The organism is Pseudomonas sp. TMW22080, assembly GCF_022496745.1.
Lineage (GTDB): Bacteria > Pseudomonadota > Gammaproteobacteria > Pseudomonadales > Pseudomonadaceae > Aquipseudomonas > Aquipseudomonas bubulae.
In genome coordinates this window covers 196,327-213,488 of the sequence record NZ_SCFF01000001.1, presented here as the reverse complement: position 1 = coordinate 213,488, position 17,162 = coordinate 196,327, and the positions used below count along the sequence as shown (strand labels likewise).

At 58.5% G+C, this 17,162-nt stretch carries 14 protein-coding genes; 5 read left to right on the top strand and 9 right to left on the bottom strand.

Annotation, left to right across the window (positions count from 1 at the left end):
- Positions 1-20: 20 nt before the first annotated feature.
- The 6 genes from EQV96_RS00995 to EQV96_RS00970 form a co-directional block, all read right to left on the bottom strand.
- Positions 21-1,871: a polyurethanase gene (locus EQV96_RS00995; protein WP_240881576.1), complete on the bottom strand. Its 1,851-nt coding sequence runs from the start codon at positions 1,869-1,871 to the stop codon at positions 21-23.
- Between the two features lie 25 nt (positions 1,872-1,896).
- Complete coding sequence (locus EQV96_RS00990; RefSeq protein ID WP_095018559.1) at positions 1,897-3,252, bottom strand: TolC family outer membrane protein; 1,356 nt, start codon at positions 3,250-3,252, stop codon at positions 1,897-1,899.
- 13 nt (positions 3,253-3,265) lie between these two features.
- Positions 3,266-4,597, bottom strand: a complete 1,332-nt coding sequence (locus EQV96_RS00985) for an HlyD family type I secretion periplasmic adaptor subunit (protein WP_276616734.1) — start codon at positions 4,595-4,597, stop codon at positions 3,266-3,268.
- On the bottom strand, positions 4,594-6,336 hold the full coding sequence (locus EQV96_RS00980; protein ID WP_138737961.1) for a type I secretion system permease/ATPase: 1,743 nt from the start codon (positions 6,334-6,336) through the stop codon (positions 4,594-4,596). The genes EQV96_RS00985 and EQV96_RS00980 overlap by 4 nt, the downstream gene beginning before the upstream one ends.
- A gap of 121 nt (positions 6,337-6,457) precedes the next feature.
- Positions 6,458-6,769 (bottom strand): AprI/Inh family metalloprotease inhibitor, encoded by a 312-nt coding sequence (locus EQV96_RS00975; protein WP_176464969.1) that lies wholly within the window; start codon positions 6,767-6,769, stop codon positions 6,458-6,460.
- A 135-nt stretch (positions 6,770-6,904) separates the two neighbouring features.
- Positions 6,905-8,347: a serralysin family metalloprotease gene (locus EQV96_RS00970; protein WP_095038912.1), complete on the bottom strand. Its 1,443-nt coding sequence runs from the start codon at positions 8,345-8,347 to the stop codon at positions 6,905-6,907.
- A 681-nt stretch (positions 8,348-9,028) separates the two neighbouring features.
- Here EQV96_RS00970 and EQV96_RS00965 point away from each other — a divergent pair.
- The 5 genes from EQV96_RS00965 to EQV96_RS00945 all read left to right on the top strand — a co-directional run bounded on the left by EQV96_RS00965 (position 9,029) and on the right by EQV96_RS00945 (position 14,226).
- Positions 9,029-10,057 carry a LacI family DNA-binding transcriptional regulator gene (locus EQV96_RS00965; protein ID WP_095018558.1) on the top strand — a complete coding sequence of 343 codons (1,029 nt, stop codon included), beginning with the start codon at positions 9,029-9,031 and terminating at the stop codon, positions 10,055-10,057.
- 83 nt (positions 10,058-10,140) lie between these two features.
- On the top strand, positions 10,141-10,923 hold the full coding sequence (locus tag EQV96_RS00960; protein ID WP_095000149.1) for a TIM barrel protein: 783 nt from the start codon (positions 10,141-10,143) through the stop codon (positions 10,921-10,923).
- Positions 10,916-11,887 carry a sugar kinase gene (locus EQV96_RS00955; protein WP_095026224.1) on the top strand — a complete coding sequence of 324 codons (972 nt, stop codon included), beginning with the start codon at positions 10,916-10,918 and terminating at the stop codon, positions 11,885-11,887. Before EQV96_RS00960 ends, EQV96_RS00955 begins: the two co-directional genes overlap by 8 nt.
- Positions 11,888-11,935: 48 nt before the next feature.
- Positions 11,936-13,231, top strand: a complete 1,296-nt coding sequence (locus tag EQV96_RS00950) for an MFS transporter (RefSeq protein ID WP_095018532.1) — start codon at positions 11,936-11,938, stop codon at positions 13,229-13,231.
- 20 nt (positions 13,232-13,251) lie between these two features.
- Positions 13,252-14,226: a D-glycerate dehydrogenase gene (locus EQV96_RS00945; protein WP_095000620.1), complete on the top strand. Its 975-nt coding sequence runs from the start codon at positions 13,252-13,254 to the stop codon at positions 14,224-14,226.
- Here the strand turns inward: EQV96_RS00945 and EQV96_RS00940 are convergent, their stop codons facing one another.
- Genes EQV96_RS00940 through EQV96_RS00930 form a run of 3 tightly spaced genes read right to left on the bottom strand, consistent with a single transcriptional unit; the run spans position 14,227 to position 17,140 of the window.
- Entirely contained in the window at positions 14,227-15,306 is a 1,080-nt protein-coding gene (locus EQV96_RS00940; protein WP_240881062.1) for a polyamine ABC transporter substrate-binding protein, read from the bottom strand.
- Between the two features lie 54 nt (positions 15,307-15,360).
- On the bottom strand, positions 15,361-15,702 hold the full coding sequence (locus EQV96_RS00935) for a cupin domain-containing protein (protein WP_095000145.1): 342 nt from the start codon (positions 15,700-15,702) through the stop codon (positions 15,361-15,363).
- 31 nt (positions 15,703-15,733) lie between these two features.
- On the bottom strand, positions 15,734-17,140 hold the full coding sequence (locus EQV96_RS00930) for an FAD-dependent oxidoreductase (protein ID WP_240881061.1): 1,407 nt from the start codon (positions 17,138-17,140) through the stop codon (positions 15,734-15,736).
- Positions 17,141-17,162: the final 22 nt, after the last annotated feature.

Genomic DNA, 17,162 nt, shown 5'->3' with positions numbered 1-17,162 from the left:
TTGCCCCTTGCAACTCGCCGTCAGGCGATGACAATGTCCGTGCTCGCCAGGGAGGCCAGCCCTACACCCACCAGGGTCACCGAGTCGCTGCCAAAGCTGAGCACGGTGTCATGCCCCGTCGCGCTGGCATGGGCCCGGTAGTCCGCGTTGTAGCCACCATCCACCCCCAGGAATACCAACTTGTCACTGGGCTGGTAGCCCAGCAGCGTGTCGTTGCCAAAATGGCCGCTGAACACAAAGGTGTTATTACCGCCTGCCGACTCCAGCAAGTCATTGCCTGCGCCGCCAACAAACACCGTATTGCCGTGCAAACCGATCAAGTGATCGTTGCCGCCCTGCCCCAGCAGCCAGTCACCCTGCTCACCGGCCGTGAGGGTACTGTCCGCAGCCCCTGCCTTGACCGAGTGAGTGTAATCAGTGCGGTCTTTGCCGGCCCACAGCCCCTGATCATCAACTCGATGGCTGACTTCGCGGTGGGTCAGGCCCAGCCAGGCGGGCTCTTCGGTTATCAGGAAACTGATATCACGGGCAATAGTGATCCCGCCGTGGCTATCGCGCACATACAAGGCGCCCTGCCCGTCATTGACCACATCCACGCCGCTCAACGATTTTTGCAAGTCCAGCGTATTGACGCCTTTGCCACCCAGAATGATGTTGTAGCCGCCACTGTCACGGAAGGTGTCATTGCCGTCGCGACCTTCCAGGAAGTCATTGCCGCGTCCCCCTTGAATCAAGTCATTACCGTCGCTGCCTATGATAAAGGTGCTGCCCTTGTGCGGTTCGGCGTTGCGATTGAGGTCCTGCACCCAGGTGTTTTCCCGTGCCGGACTGGACAAGTTGGCGACCACAATGGTCGAGTCCTTTTCGGTCAGGTCATAAAACGCCGAGTCGAAAATCCGCGTCATGCCGCTTTCATAGCCACTGGGCAAGTGGGTGATCCAGGTCGAAATATTGGCAATCGAAAAGGGCATCAGATTCCACGCCGTGGAAGCGTAGTGATCATTGAAACTGACAATATTGTTGGTGGCGGATGGCTGATGCGCGTCATGCACGCCCAGCGACGACAGATTGAAATCCGAACCATTGAGGGCACGGAACACCGGGTCGTTCTCGTAGCCGATATTGAGCACGTTGTCGGTGCTTTCGCTCTGGGTGGGTGAAGCAAAGGCTATGTACTTTGAGTCGCGATAAAACCCCGCCCAATGATCGCCACTCAGGTCTGCCAGGCTGTTGACGGCCAGGCCGCCAAGGCTGTGGCCACTGACCAGTACGTCGCTGCCGCTCAACCCTTGCGCGCTGGCAAAGGTCGCCACTTTGCCCAGGAGCATGTCAAACGCGTTGGCGCTGTAGTTTTTAGCGTAATCGGCAGGCCCGATCGCTGCCAGCAAATCGCTGATGGCATCGCCGATGGAATCGCTAATCAGCGACTCACGCGGTCCGCTGGTGCCGCGAAAACCGATACCGATGGAAGTCAGTTGGCCATCGGCTGCGTACTTGCCGAGGATCTCCACCTGGGCAGTGCCGTAGCCGGCTTTTTCACCAAAAAAAGTCCCGCGCTGATCGACTTTGCCTGTGTAGCCCAACTGTTCTGCACTGATAGGGGTCCACCCGGCTTTTTCGACCGCCTCGCGGGCAAGCTTTTCCGAATCGGGGTTCCAGGGAATCCCCGGCACTACCCCTTGGGCATCGGTACCGCCGAGCAAGGCCTTGACCAGTGTGGCAGGCAGCCCGGTGCCAAGGCCATGTTGCTGGTAACCCACGGCAAAGCCGTTGTCCAGGTTGTGATAGCTGTACAGCATGATTGCCATCGCATCCTTGAACTGTGTTGCCGATACGCTGGAACCCACATCCTTGTAGTCAAACACTGCCATGGTTTTTCTCTCTTCGTTGATCAAATCAATATGCTTGCCCCGGCGCGATAAACGCTTCATCGACCCGTGCCAGGTCCTGTGCGCCCAGGGTGCCTGCGTAAAAATGCAGCTTGGTCCAGGCCAGCAGATAGTCGTAACGGGTTTGCGCAAGGTCACGCCGCGTGCTGTACAGCTGCTGCTCGGCGTTTAGCGCATCGAGATTGACCCGCTCCCCGCCCAGAATGCTCTGACGGGTCGATACGACCAGCGCCTCGGCTGAAATCAGCGCTTTTTGATAAGCCCGTAGTTTGCTCACGCCCGACTGGCAGGCATTGAACTGGCGTCGCAGTTCGATAAGGGTTTCACGGGTTTTGCCTTCCAGCTCGTACTCCACTTGGGCCAGATTGCTGCTGGCTTGACGCACCGAGGCCGACACCCCGCCCCCTGCATACAGCGGCACACTGATTTCAATGCCGATGGTGTTGGTGTCGTAGCGCTGGTTGTAGGTGTTGCCACTGTCGGATTCCATCTTTCGCACGCTGGCATAGGCATTGAGTTTGGGCAGATGCCCTGCCCGGTTGCGCTCAACTTCGTACCTTGCCACTTCCAGCGCCTCACGCTGCGACGCCAGTATCGGATTACTCTCCAGTGCCATTTCATGCCAGCTCGAGAAACTCCCCGGTTCCAGCGGCAATGAGCTGAAACTGCGGGTCAATGGCGTCAGCTCATCGATATCCAGGGTGGCCACGCCAATCAACGCGCCCAGCTCGCGCAAGGCCGCATCCTGTTCGTCATGGGCCTGGATTTCCTCGGCAGTGGCCAGCTCGTAACGCGACTCGGCTTCAAGAATGTCGGTGCGGGTGCCCTCGCCCTGGCGAAACATGTGCTCGTTTTGCCGAAACTGCTGCTCATAGGCTTTTTTCTTGGCCCGGGCATTGTCGATCTGGTCTTGCGCAAACAACGCCTGGGTGTAATGGGTCAGCACCCGCACCAGCAGTTCCTGACTTTTGCTGCGAAATGTCTCATCGGCAAACAGCGACTGGGCCACACCTTTACGATAATTGGCGTACGCCTCGTAATCGATCAATGGCTGCTGCAAGGTCAAGGTCGAGCCATAACTGTTGTAGTTACGGTCGTCGTGGGTATTGCCACGCTCATTCAAATAGGTGGCCTGGGAGTTATTGCGGCCTTTGTTGTAGTTGTACGAGAGTTTGGGCAGCAGCCCGGCACGACCAATATTGCGACTCTCCAGGCCCGCGTCCCGCGCCTTGATCGCGGCGAGGAACTCGGGATCATTGCGCAAGGCCTGTTCATATACCTGAAACGGCCCCAGTGCCTGTGCGCTGGCTGCGAGGCCCGCCCACAGCGCGAGGCCCAGGCCCAACATCGAAGCTGTTTTCATAAATGGCAGCATCCTAGCGCTCAGTCAACGCAGACCCTGCGCGATCCAGCAGCGGTTTAAACAGGTAATTGAGCAGCGAACGCTCGCCCGTGCGTACAAACATCTCGGCCGGCATGCCAGGTTTAATCACCAACCCGTTGAGTTTCTCCAGCGCCTGATCACTCACCGAACTGCGCAGCACGTAGTACGGCATGCCGGTTTTTTCATCGAGCAACTGGTCGGCGGAAACCAGGTTGACCTGCCCCGACACACGCGGTGTGCTGCTTTGATTGAATGCCGTAAACAGAATATCCACTGGCAACTGGCTGCCCACCCTGTCCACCAGATGCACCGGCAAGCGTCCCTCGACCTCAAGGCGTGTGCCCTGCGGCACGATCTCCAGCAGGGTTTCGCCCGCCCGCACCACCGCGCCTTCGGTATGCACGCTGAGGTTGACTGCGATGCCATCAGCTGGCGCAGAGATTTCACTGTGCTGCAGGTCAAACCCGGCCGAAGTCAGTTGCTGCTCCAGGGTCAGGGTTTTGAGCTGGGCATCGGCCAGTTGGCTACGCACTTCCTTCTGATATTCATCGATGTGCTGCGCCAGTTTGAGCCGCGACTCCACAATACCCTGCTCGATACGCCCGCTTTCACCGGCGTTCTGCGCCAGATCCTGCTGCACCTGTGACAGCTGCCGCTCGTATTCCATCAGGCGATTGCGCGGGATATAACCTTTTTCAGCCAGGGGGCGCAGGTTGCTCAACTGCTGGCGCAGGGAGTCGGCCTGCGCTATTTGATCGCTGCGCGCACGACGCATACCGTCCAGTTGCCGGGTTGCGCCTTCGACACTGGCCTTGAGCCCGGCCTGTTCACGGGCAAAGGCTTCGCGCCGGCTACTGAACAACTGCTGCTGCCCCTCCAGTACCAGGGCAAGCCGTGGGTCAGGGTCCAGACTCAATTCCGGCGCAAAACTCACCCGTGCCAGGTTGTCACGCTCGCTTTGCCAGCGCGCCTGGCTGGCCCAGGCCATGCGGTACTGCGCGCGCAAGGATTGCACGTCAGCTTCAACCTGGGTCTGGTCCAGCCGAAACAATACCTCGCCCTGAAGTACTGTCTGGCCCTCGCGCACCAGAATCTGGCTCATCACCCCGGCCCCCAACGACTGCACTGCCTTGCGCTTGCCCGAGACCACCACCGTACCCTGTACCGGTATGCCTTCGTCCAGCGGTGCAAGGCTGGCCCAGAGAAAAAAGCTGCCCGCCCCGACCAGGGTCAGCACCCAGCCTGCCCGCACGTAAAATCCCGCCCCGCGCTCGCGCACGGGTGGTTGATTGTGGTCATTCATCAATCCAGCGTCCTTGCTCATGCTTCAGCACTCTGACGGTTGATACTGGCCGCCTGCGGCGCGGCGTGTTGCTGCTGGGCCCCGGACAAGGCTTTGAGCACCTCGGCACTTGGCCCGAACACCTGGCAACGACCTTCATTGAGTACCAGCAGTTTGTCGGCCTGGGCCAGCGACGCCGAACGGTGCGTCACCAGCACCACGGTGCAGCCCTGCGCCTTGAGGTGAGCAATGGCCCGGGTCAGGGCTGCGTCACCGACGGCATCGAGGTTGGAGTTGGGTTCATCCAGCACCACCAGCCGCGGATTGCCATACAAGGCACGCGCCAGAGCGACCCGCTGCTTTTGCCCGCCCGACAGGCCGCTGCCCTCGTCACCCAGAACCGTGTCGTAACCTTGCGCCAAACGCAAAATCATCTCGTGAACCCCGGCCTGCTGCGCCGCAGCGACCACCTGCCGGGGATCTGCCTCACGAAAGCGGGCGATATTCTCGGCAATGCTGCCGCTGAACAGCTCGATGTCCTGGGGCAGGTAGCCGATATGTGGGCCCAATTGATCGCGGTTCCACTGGTGAATGTCCGCGCCATCCAAGCGCACCGTGCCCGCCAGCGTCGGCCAGACGCCTACCAGTACCCGCGCCAGGGTCGACTTGCCCGAACCCGACGCACCCAGCACACCGAGCACCTCGCCGGCATTGAGGCTAAAGCTGACCTGATGCAAGGTGGGCAGGCGCTGTCCCGGCGGTGCCGCACTGACCTGTTCAAAGCTCACCTGACCCATGGGGGCTGGCAGCTGCATGTTGTCTTCACTGGGCGGATGCTCGCGCAACAGACTGTCCAGGCGTTGATAGGCCAACTTTGCCGAGCTCCATTGCTTCCAGACAGCGATCAACTGATCGATGGGGCTCAGCACACGGCCCATCAAAATCGAACCGGCAATCATCATGCCCGCGCTCATATCACCGTTGATCACCAGCAAGGCACCCAGGCCGAGCACCAGTGACTGCAGGCACAAGCGCAAGGTTTTACTCACCGAACCAATCACTGCGCCGGTGTCACTGGCCTTGTTTTGCTCGGCCAGAAATCGCGAATGCAGGTTAAACCAGCGTTGACGCAACACACCCAGCATGCCCATGGCCTGAATGGTCTCGGCATTGTGCAGGTGGCTGGTAGCCAATTGGCTGGATTGTTGGGAGTACAGGCTGGCCTGGCTCAGGGGCTTGCGCGTCATCACCTCATTGATGCACGCCAGGGCTATGAGCAGCAGTGCCCCAGCCGTCGCCATAAGACCGAGCCAGGGACTGAACAGAAAGATCACGCACAAATAGACGGGAAACCACGGAGCATCAAAGAAGGCGAACAGCGCCGGACCGGTGACAAACTGGCGGATCAGGGTCAAATCCCCCAATGCCTGCCCGGCGTGGGCCTGGCCGCTGAACAGGTTGCGCTCGAACGCGGCGCGGTACACCTGTTGGTTGAACCTGCGCTCCAGCTGGCTGCCGATGCGGATCACAATAAAACTGCGGACCGTTTCAAGCATCCCGATAAAGATGAAAAAACCCACCACCATGAATGACAGCATGGCCAGCGTTGTTGTGTTCTGTGACGACAGTACCCGGTCATACACCTGGAGCATGTAAATCGATGGCACCAGCATCAATATATTGATCAGGGCAGTAAAGCAGCCCACGCTGACCAGAATGCTCTTATAGTCAGCCAGTGCATGTATCAACGGCGCAACGGTGCTATTTTTCAATCGCCTCATGAATCGTCCTTGATCGATAAGTACGGCTTTCGCACATAAATAAAACTGACAGGCGCACTTGCGCCGCTCCTAACAGGGGGCGCCCAGCCTCGCGCGATTGAAGTTACAATTTCAGTACAACTTAATGATTGCCACGCACCATCACCAACACTGTTTCGGGTTTGATCTTTGCTTCATAGTGACCGGGCTCAATCCGGTTCATATGCACCAGTGCTGTTCCATCCTCGCCCATCAGAAACAGACCGTCCGGTGTTGGTGACCAACTTTTTGGCACTTCGCCCAACCATGTTTTCAAACACTTCACTTGCGCACTGAAGGTTTTATGTTCGGCAATCAACTGCACCTTGCAGGCCTCTTTTGCATCGCCCTGCAGGTAAAACGTCCAACTGCCCGCCAGTTGTGCGGGGCTCATCAACAGCAAGGAATTGGCCATGGCGCTCTCTGTGGTAAAAGTCAGCAGTGCGGCGATACACCCCACTGCCCTGAATAAACGGTATGCCAAATGACTCATGATTTCAGGCTTCCTGGCAGAGGGCAGCGCTTGCGCGCTGCCCGTGTACCGGCAGGCTTAGACAACGATGTCGTAAGTTGCCACTTGGCCAACAGTGTTCACCAGGAAGTCGGCAACGGCATGACCGCTGAAATCGACCGCAAAGTGGCCCAGGTTGCTGGCCGTGTCATAGCTGACAATCGCTTCACCGGCACGGCCGGTAAAGGCCTCGACAAAGTTAAGCCCGGCCAGCTTGGTGATGGCCGATACATCAATTTTGTCGATACCGGACTGGAAGTCCATGATGATATCGGCTGCACCCGGCGCAGAGTCAGACACCGCGCCAAACACAAACACATCTGAACCCGTACCGCCCCACAAGGTATCAGCACCGCCGCCGCCATAGATAATGTCGTTGCCGGCGCCGCCCTTGAGCACATTGTCAGCGCTGTTGCCGATCAGCAGATCGTTGCCCGAACCGCCAATGGCGTTTTCCACGGTGACGCCTTGGGCAATCGACACGTTGCCGGTCATGCCGCCAACATCGGAGAACGAGCCTGCAGTCAGGTTGATCTTCTGGTTCTGGCTAAAGCCGGAGAAGTCCAGGGTGTCGTTGCCGCCACCGTCCCACACCGAGAAAATCAGCTTGGAACTGGCAGACGTCGCGCTGTAGAAATCACGATCGGCGGTGGAGTTGAAACCATAGACCGTATCGCCAGCGCGGGTTTCGAGGTTGGCGCCATAGAGTTTCTGCACCGCCGCAATATCATCCAGCAATGGCGCAGAGGCGTAAGCACCTTCGCCACTATTGGTGAAATGCTGGCCGGTGTTGCTTTCACTCCAGTAGCTCATAACACTGTAGGCACGGGTGTCTTCGCCATACACCGCATCCCGGTAGGTCGGGTTGCCATTGCCGGCGTTGTAGTCACCCGGGTGCGACAGGCCCAGTGTATGGCCGATTTCATGGGTCAGGGTCTGGCGACCATAGTTGCCTTCACCCGGGGTCTTGTTGACCTCATAGTCCTTGTTGATCAAGTACCACGACTCACCCTTGCGCGAACTGCTGGGTAGATAGGCAAACGCCGCACCGCCGTTACTTGCACTGAAATTGGCAAAGGTCATGTGGCCATCACCGCCACGGACTGCAGCGCCTTCAGTGAAGGTCACCTTGGCCACATCGGCCCAGGATTCCAGCGACAGCTTGGCCTGCTCTTTCTGCAGCGAGGAGAACTGGCTGAAAGTGCCCAGGCCACGGGTCGCGTAACCCACCGGCGGTGCCGTGAGGAACGTGTAGGTAAGGTTGATCACACCGTCGCCGTTGAGGTCGTGCCAACTGGCGCCGGAGCGCGTGAGCTGATCGGCGGCCTGGTCGGTAGTGAGCGAAGGTTTGCCATTGACCAGATGATCACCACGATCATAGAAATGGCTGAAGTTATCAATCTGAGTGAAGGCAGAACTGCTGGCGCTTGCCGCTTGTACCTGGCCAACGGACAGTGCCGCTTTCTCTTTAAGTTTCGACATGTAAACATTTCCTTGTTTAGCAGTAGAAAGTTTATTGACAGACCACGACGACCCCTTGGCGAGATCGTCCTATCACTCGCCGTTTATGGCGGAGCAAAACTGACACAACCTGAAATATTTAGTCCAGTACTTTTTTACGGCTTATTTGCGCAAACGGCGCAAGTTCCCGGAAACATTGAATACTTGACCGGCAGTATTTTTTTATCCGTTATCGGCCACTAACTGACTGCCTGGTCTAATTATAAAAAGTTAAATTAAACGGCTTCCCGCTCGTCTCTAACCTGGGCCGAAAGCAGATTGATATAACACTCGTCATATAACTTTATCGCCACGGCAACTTCTCGATTTTTATATGTGCAACGTCGCTAACTGACAAGTTTGCGTCGCAACTAGCAAGTTGCCTGATCGCTGTAGCCGCTGAGGAGCGAAGCGAGGCTGCGATCGGGCGCGAAGCGCTCGTAAAACCGGCAATTTCGGTATGCTTGAGAGGTCGAGCGGCCTGGTTTTACGACTGCTGCGCAGCCGATCGCAGCCTCGCTTCGCGCCTCAGCGGCTACAGGTCCGGGTATCCCTAAAACCATTGTCACTTGACGTCATCAGGGTATTTGGGTTTCCATGAAACCGGTTTCAGCGCCCACCCGCGAAATCGCCTGCGATAACACCAATAAAAGGTTTCAGGCCGTGAACAGTTTTTCCGCAGCTCAACGCTCCCGCGTAACCATGCTCGATGTTGCCCAGCGCGCCGGCGTCTCCAAGGCCAGCGTGTCACGCTTTATCGGCGAAGACCGCGCCTTGCTCTCCGTAGCCATCGCCGAACGGATCGAGCGCGCCATCAATGACCTGGGCTATCGCCCAAATCAAATGGCCCGTGGCCTGAAACGCGGACGCACACGGCTGATCGGCATGCTGGTGGCCGATATCCGCAACCCCTACTCCATTGCCGTCATGCACGGCGTCGAAACCGCCTGCCGTCTGCACGGCTACAACCTGGTGGTGTGCAATACCGACCGTAATGACGAGCAAGAGCGTCAGCATCTGGCAGCGCTACGCTCCTACAATATCGAAGGATTGATCCTTAACACCCTTGGCCATGACCCTGACGCACTGCAAGAACTGCATCAGGAAATGCCCATCGTGCTGATCGACCGCAAAGTCGAGCAACTGCATACCGATCTGGTCGGCCTCGATAACGCTGACGCGGTGCGCATGGCTGTGGAGCATCTTGAGCAGCAGGGCTATCGCGATGTGCTGATGGTCAGTGAGCCGGTCGATGGCACCAGTTCGCGAATCGAGCGCATCGACAGTTTTACCCGCCAGTTGGCCGCGCGCCCTGCCCTGCACGGCGCCGTAGTAAAAACCGGTACAGGCCTTCGCGCTGCCATCCAGTCCTTCATGCAAGCACCCGGCCACGGCCCCAAGGCCATATTTTGTGCCAACGGCCTGGCTGCGCTGGCTTGTACCCAAGTGCTGCGCGACTTGAATTGCCGCTTGTTTGAAGACGTGGGCCTGATTGCCCTGGATGACCTGGAATGGTTCCCGCTGGTGGGTAACGGCATCACTGCCCTGGCCCAGCCTACGCAACAGATCGGTGCCAGCGCTTTTGACTGCCTGCTTAAACGCCTGGGCGGTGACAAATCTGCACCCCTGGCACTGGATTTTGCCCCTCAATTGATTGTTCGCGGCTCAACCCGATCACCCATGACTGCCTGACACTTTACCGGCTGACAACCTTGACCCGGTTACCGGCCGTTTGATGCACAACAAAATGAAACCGGTTTCAGAGAATAATGACAATGACTACATTTCCCGTTTCCATCAGTTTGTCGAGCTACGGTGCCGATCTGGTTCGCCAGCGCGGCCAGGCCAGCTTTATTGAAGTGTTGGCCAACGCCGGTGTGTCACGCATCGAACTGCGCGAAGAACTGCTGACCACAGAAGATCCGACCACATTCAGCCAGGCCGTGCAGGATAACGGGCTTGAATGCGTGTTCTCATCGCCACTGGAACTGTGGGAAGCCGGGCAGTCGCGGCCCAATACCCAACTGCTGGCCACCTTGCAGCGCGCCCACGCTTTCGGCGCCCAATGGCTGAAAGTGTCACTGGGCTATTTCACCGAACACTGTGACCTGCAAAACCTCGCTGCCCTGCTCAACCAGCAACCTGTACGACTGCTGGTAGAAAACGACCAGACCTCCTACGGCGGGCGCATTGAGCCCATGCAGCGTTTTTTCGATCAGGTTGAACAACAGCAAGCGCCAATCAGCATGACCTTCGATATCGGCAACTGGCACTGGCAGGATCAGTCAGCCAGTACCGCAGCCCGCCTGCTGGGCCGCTACGTCACCTATCTGCACTGCAAAGGCGTGAGCCGTCGCCCGGACGGCAAACTGGTCGCCACACCGCCAACCGACACCGACCTGCAGCACTGGCAGCACCTGATGACCCATATGCCCCACGGTCTGACCCGGGCCATCGAATATCCGCTGCAGGGCTCGGATCTGGACGGCTTGACCCAGGAACACGTCGCCGTACTGGCGCGCTTGAGCCAAAAACAACAGGAGTTGAGCCATGTCTAAGGTCGATGTGCTGTCGTTTGGCGAAACCATGGCCATGCTGGTGGCTGAAGAAACTGGCGATCTGGCCCTGGTCGAACGGTTCCACAAACGCATCGCCGGGGCGGACAGCAACGTGGCCATTGGCCTTGCGCGACTGGGCTTCAATGTCGCCTGGTTGAGCCGAGTGGGCGCAGACTCCCTGGGGCGCTTTGTACGCCATGCACTGCAAGCCGAAGGGCTGAACTGCCAGTACGTGACCACTGATACGCAACATCCCACGGGCTTTCAGTTCAAATCCCGCGTTGACGACGGCAGCGACCCACAGGTGGAGTACTTCCGCCGCGGTTCGGCCGCCAGCCATATGGACCGCTCCGTGCTCAACCCGCAGTTGTTCGGCGCCCGCCACCTGCACGCCACCGGCATACCGCCTGCGCTGTCGGCCAGCTGCAATGAACTGTCCTTTGAGCTGATGAAGTCGATGCGCGCAGCAGGTAACAGTGTGTCGTTCGATCCGAATCTGCGCCCATCGTTGTGGGCCAGCGAACAACAGATGATTCGCGACATCAATGCGCTTGCTGCCCACGCCGACTGGGTTCTGCCGGGCTTGAGTGAGGGCCGGCTACTGACAGGTTTTGAAGACCCGTCCGATATCGCCGCCTTCTATCTCGATCAGGGTGCTGAAGCCGTGATTATCAAACTGGGGGCCAAAGGCGCGTTTTATCGCACCGCCCAGGTTGAGCAGTTTGTCCCGGCTGTGCCGGTGGCCAACGTTATCGACACCGTGGGTGCCGGTGATGGCTTTGCCGTCGGGGTAGTCAGTGCCTTGCTGGAAAATCTCGGTTTTGCCGAGGCCGTACAGCGCGGCAACTGGATTGGCAGTCGCGCCGTACAGAGCCGCGGCGATATGGAAGGCCTGCCCACCCGCGACGAATTGAACCACTACAACGCGCTGCACGCGCCTCTTGAAACACCGCTATCTGCTTGACCTGTCACCTGCTGCGAAAAAACAAAAACAAGCTCAGGAGCACCCTCTATGCAATCCCTAAAACTCGCCGCCCGTCGTTGGTGGTACATCATGCCGATCGTGTTTATCACCTACAGCCTGGCGTACCTTGACCGTGCCAACTACGGTTTCGCAGCTGCCTCAGGAATGGCCGAAGACCTGAACATCACTCCCGGGCTGTCGTCGTTGCTGGGCGCGCTGTTCTTTCTTGGCTATTTCTTCTTCCAGGTACCCGGGGCGATCTACGCCCAGAGAAACAGTGTGAAAAAGCTGATTTTTGTCAGCCTGATCCTCTGGGGCAGCCTGGCCACATTGACCGGCGTGGTGTCCAACGCCTACTGGCTGATTGTTATCCGTTTTACCCTCGGAGTGGTTGAAGCCGCCGTAATGCCGGCCATGCTGGTGTACCTGTGCCACTGGTTCACCCGTGCCGAACGCTCGCGGGCCAACACCTTCCTGATCCTGGGCAACCCGGTGACCATGTTGTGGATGTCAGTGGTATCGGGTTATCTGGTGCAGCATTACAGCTGGCGCTGGATGTTTATCGTCGAAGGTCTGCCTGCAGTGCTTTGGGCCTTTATCTGGTGGCGCCTGGCCGATGACCGTCCAAGCGAAGCCAAATGGCTGAGCAATCAGGAGAAACAAGACCTGCAAAGCGCACTGGATGCCGAGCAAGTGGGCCTCAAGCCGGTGAAAAACTACGCTGCAGCGTTCCGTACGCCCGCCGTTATCCTGCTGGCCTTGCAGTTTTTCTGCTGGAGCATCGGCGTCTACGGCTTTGTCCTGTGGCTGCCTTCGATTCTCAAGCAAGGCGCGCAGATGGACATGATCGAAGCTGGCTGGCTCTCGGCCCTGCCCTATCTGGCAGCCGTGATTGCGATGCTGGTGGTGTCCTGGGGCTCGGACAAAATGCAAAAGCGCAAACGCTTCGTCTGGCCACCGCTGCTGATCGCGTCTGTGGCGTTCTACGCTTCCTACATGCTGGGCGCTGAACACTTTTGGTGGTCCTACGCACTCCTGGTCATTGCCGGGGGCTGCATGTACGCCCCTTATGGTCCGTTTTTCGCCATCATTCCGGAAATCCTGCCCTCCAACGTGGCCGGTGGTGCCATGGCGCTGATCAACAGCATGGGCGCACTGGGTTCGTTTGCCGGTTCGTACCTGGTGGGTTACCTGAACAGCTCCACCGGCTCGACGGGCGCATCGTTTCTGTTGATGAGTGGCGCGCTGATGATTTCGGTACTGCTGACCCTCATGCTCAAACCCGCTGCCAAAGACCCTGCTGCGCCGCAACACAGCACCTCGCAACGTCTGGCCCACTCTTGAATTCAATGTCGGTGAATCCCTTGAAAAAGAATGTAGTGCTCTACAAAGAACTGTCCCCGGAACTGATGCAGCGCCTGCAAGCCCAGGCCGATGTCACGCTGATCAAGAAGCTTGACGCCGCAGGCATGGACCAACTGCGTGCCGCCCTGCCCCGGGCGCAAGGCATTCTGGGCGCAAGCCTGAAGCTGGATGCGCAACTGCTGGACCTGGCACCGAACCTTGAAGCAGTCGCCAGTGTGTCGGTGGGTGTCGACAACTACGACATCGACTATATGACCGAGCGCAAGATCCAGCTCACCAACACCCCTGACGTGCTCACCGAAACCACTGCAGACACCGGCTTTGCCCTGGTCCTGGCCAGCGCCCGGCGGGTGGTTGAACTGGCCAACATGGTGCGCAACGGTCAATGGCAGAAAAACGTCGGCCCCGAGCATTTCGGCACCGACGTTCACGGCAAGACCCTGGGTATTATCGGCATGGGCCGTATCGGCGAAGCCCTGGCCCAGCGCGGCCATTTTGGCTTCGGCATGCCGGTGATTTACCACAGCAACTCGCCCAAACCCGCAGTAGAGGCGCGTTTCAATGCGCAGTACCGCAGCCTCGACGAGCTGCTGCAAGAAGCCGACTTTATCTGCCTGACCTTGCCCCTGACCGCACAAACCGAGGGTTTGATCGGCGCCGAGCAATTTGCCCTGATGCGCCGCGAGAGCATTTTTATCAATATCTCCCGAGGCAAAGTGGTGGACGAAGCGGCGCTGATCAACGCCCTGCAACAAGGTCAGATCCGCGCTGCCGGGCTGGATGTGTTCGAGCGCGAACCGCTGGAACTGACCTCGCCCTTGCTGAAGCTGGATAACGTGGTGGCCACGCCACATATCGGTTCGGCCACCTTCGAAACCCGCGAGGCCATGGCCCGTTGCGCGGTCGAAAACCTGCTGGCGGCATTGGCCGGTGAACGCCCGGCCAATCTGGTCAACCCGCAAGCATTGCGCTAGTTACTTGCCGCTTTTGATATTGGTCCAGATACGCGTGCGTACCCGGTCAATATTCAGCGGCATGGCCTCCAGGGCAAACAGCTTGTCCATCATGGCGGGGGTTGGATAGACCTTGGTGTCAGCCTTGATTTCAGGGCTGACCAAGGCATCGGCCTGCTCGTTGCCATTGGCGTAGTGCACGTAGTTGGTGATCCCGGCCATTACATCCGGGCGCAGCAGGTAGTTCATAAAGCTGTAAGCAGCTTTTTCGTCAGGTGCATCGGCGGGCATGGCAACCATGTCAAACCAGATGGCGGCACCTTCCCTGGGAATCGAATAACCGATTTCGACGCCATTTCCGGCCTCTTTAGCGCGGGTTTCGGCCTGCAAGATATCGCCAGAGAAGCCTACGGCCACGCAAATATTGCCGTTGGCCAGGTCGCTGGTGTACTTCGATGAGTGAAAGTAGCTGATATAAGGTCGGACCTTGAGCAGCATCTCTTCAGCTTTCTTGTAGTCAGCCGGGTTTTTGCTGTGATGGGGCAACCCCAGGTAGTTGAGTGCCGCTGGCAAGATCTCCGGGCCATTATCCAGAATCGCCACGCCGCAGGATTTGAGTTTCTCCATATTCTCGGGCTTGAAGATCAGATCCCAGGAATCCACCGGCGCGTCATCCCCCAGCACGGCTTTTACTTTGGCGATGTTATAGCCAATGCCGGTGCTGCCCCACAGGTAAGGAAAACCATGTTCGTTGCCCGGATCATTGACCTGCAGTGCCTTGAGCAGCACCGGGTTGAGATTCTTCCAGTTTGGCAACTGGCTCTTGTCGAGCTTCTTCAGCGCCTTGCCCTGGATCTGCCGCGCCATAAAGTGGTTGGACGGAAACACCACGTCATAACCGGATGAGCCCGTCATCAACTTGCCGTCCAGCGTTTCGTTGCTGTCAAACAGGTCATAGCTGAAAGCAATGCCGGTATCGCGCTGAAAGTTCTTCATCGTGTCAGGGGCAATGTAATCCGACCAGTTATAGACTTTTACGGTTTCACCGGCCTGACACAAGGTAGTGGCCAGCATCAGGGGCAACAGGCTTATACGGATCATGATTCGATTCCTTGCATGTTTTGGGCAGCTGTTTTTATAGGCAGGTTTCGGCGATCAAAGGATCAATACATAGGTCTTGCGCACGGTTTCCTGGATATCCCAGATACCGGTGCTGTTGGCAGGCAACATCAGTGCATCGCCCGCTTCTATGGTCAGGGTTTCACCGTTGTCCGGAGTAAAGGTGCAGCGGCCTTGAATGAAGTGGCAGAACTCCTGCTCCATGATCTGCCGGCGCCATCGGCCCGGGGTGCATTCCCAGATACCGGTTTCGACGCCGTCGTTACGCTCCACGCAGGTCACCGAGGTCACCGCCACCGGTGTGCCGAGGGGCGCGGCCACGGGGAAAGACTCCTGCAACGTCACCTGGGCGGTGTTTTTGAACTGGGTAATGCTCATGGCGTGCTTCCTGTTGAACGCAAATGTCGGATTACTTCATAAAGCCTTCCATCACCCCGGCCAGGCGGCGGGCAAATTGCCGACGCCAAGGCGGGCTGTTGGCGTTGGCCAGGGTTTTGTCTTCGTACACAAAGCTGCGAATGATTGCGTTGTAGCCCAGCCAGCGGCACGGCTCTGGCTCCCAGCTCTTCAGCGCACCCAACCCGCCTTCGGTCAAGACCCAGGGCTGGCGGACTTCGAGGGTGTCGCGCTGCAGGATCAGGTCGGCCAGGGTGCGCCCGCCCAGATGGCTGGCCCCCACGCCCTCGCCACCGTAGCCGCCGGCCAGGGCAATGCCCTGCTGCCGATCACACAGCATGTGCGGCTGAAAACGTCGCGACATCCCCAGGTTGCCACCCCATGCATGGCTGATTTCAACGTTTTTCAGTTGCGGGAACAGTTCGCTGAACAAATAGCGACGCAGTTCGATTTCATCGCGGCTGAGGTCAAAGCTCTCACGCAGGCGCCCGCCAAACTGATATCCGCCCCGGGCACCAAATACCAGGCGGTTGTCGGCCGTGCGCTGGCCGTAAGTGACCTGACGGCTGCTCTCACTGAAGGCCTGGCCCTTGCACAGGCCAATCTCGTCCCACGTGGCTTGAGGCAATGGCTCTGTTGCCACGATCAGACTCTGTACCGGCAGTTGATAGCGGCCCAAAGGCGCCAGGGTGTTGGCATAACCTTCCACGGCAGGCACCACCCAGCGGCTGCGCACCTGCGCCCTGGCCGTGCGTAGGAACCCTGCCTGCCACCCGGATACCGGGCTTTGTTCGTAGATCTGTACACCCATGCGCTCAACGGCGCGGGCCAAACCACGCACCAGTTTGGCCGGGTGAAGGGTGGCGATGTGCGGTGTGAAAATCCCGCCATAAGGCCGGTTGATGCGGATCTGTTGCGCCAGTTCGGTCGGGGTGAGCCAGCGGTAGTCGGATTCGTTCAGGCCTTCGGCATGCAGGCTGGCCAGATAACTGCGCAAGCTGGTCTCCTGCTCCGGGTAGCGCGCCGCGCAATACAAGGCGCCCCCTTTACGGTAATCGCAGTCGATACCCTCACGATCGATAACATTCTTCACTTCATCAGGAATACCGTGCAACAAGCCGAAGGATTCCCGGCGTTGTTCCCCAGGCAACCCTGCAAGCAAGCGGTCTTCGCCCAGCAGGTTGCCCATCAGCCAGCCGCCGTTGCGTCCGGAGGCACCAAAGCCCGCTGTTTGTGCCTCGACGATGGCAATGCTCAGTTCAGGCGCATGGCGCTTGAGGTAGTACGCGGTCCACAGCCCGGTATATCCGGCGCCGATGATAGCGACATCGACATCCAGATCGTGCTCAAGGGACGGTCGGGGTGCGAGTTCCTCCCCAAGCTGGTCCATCCACAAACTGATTGAGCACCATGCTGGCATTGCCGACTCCACACCGATCCAG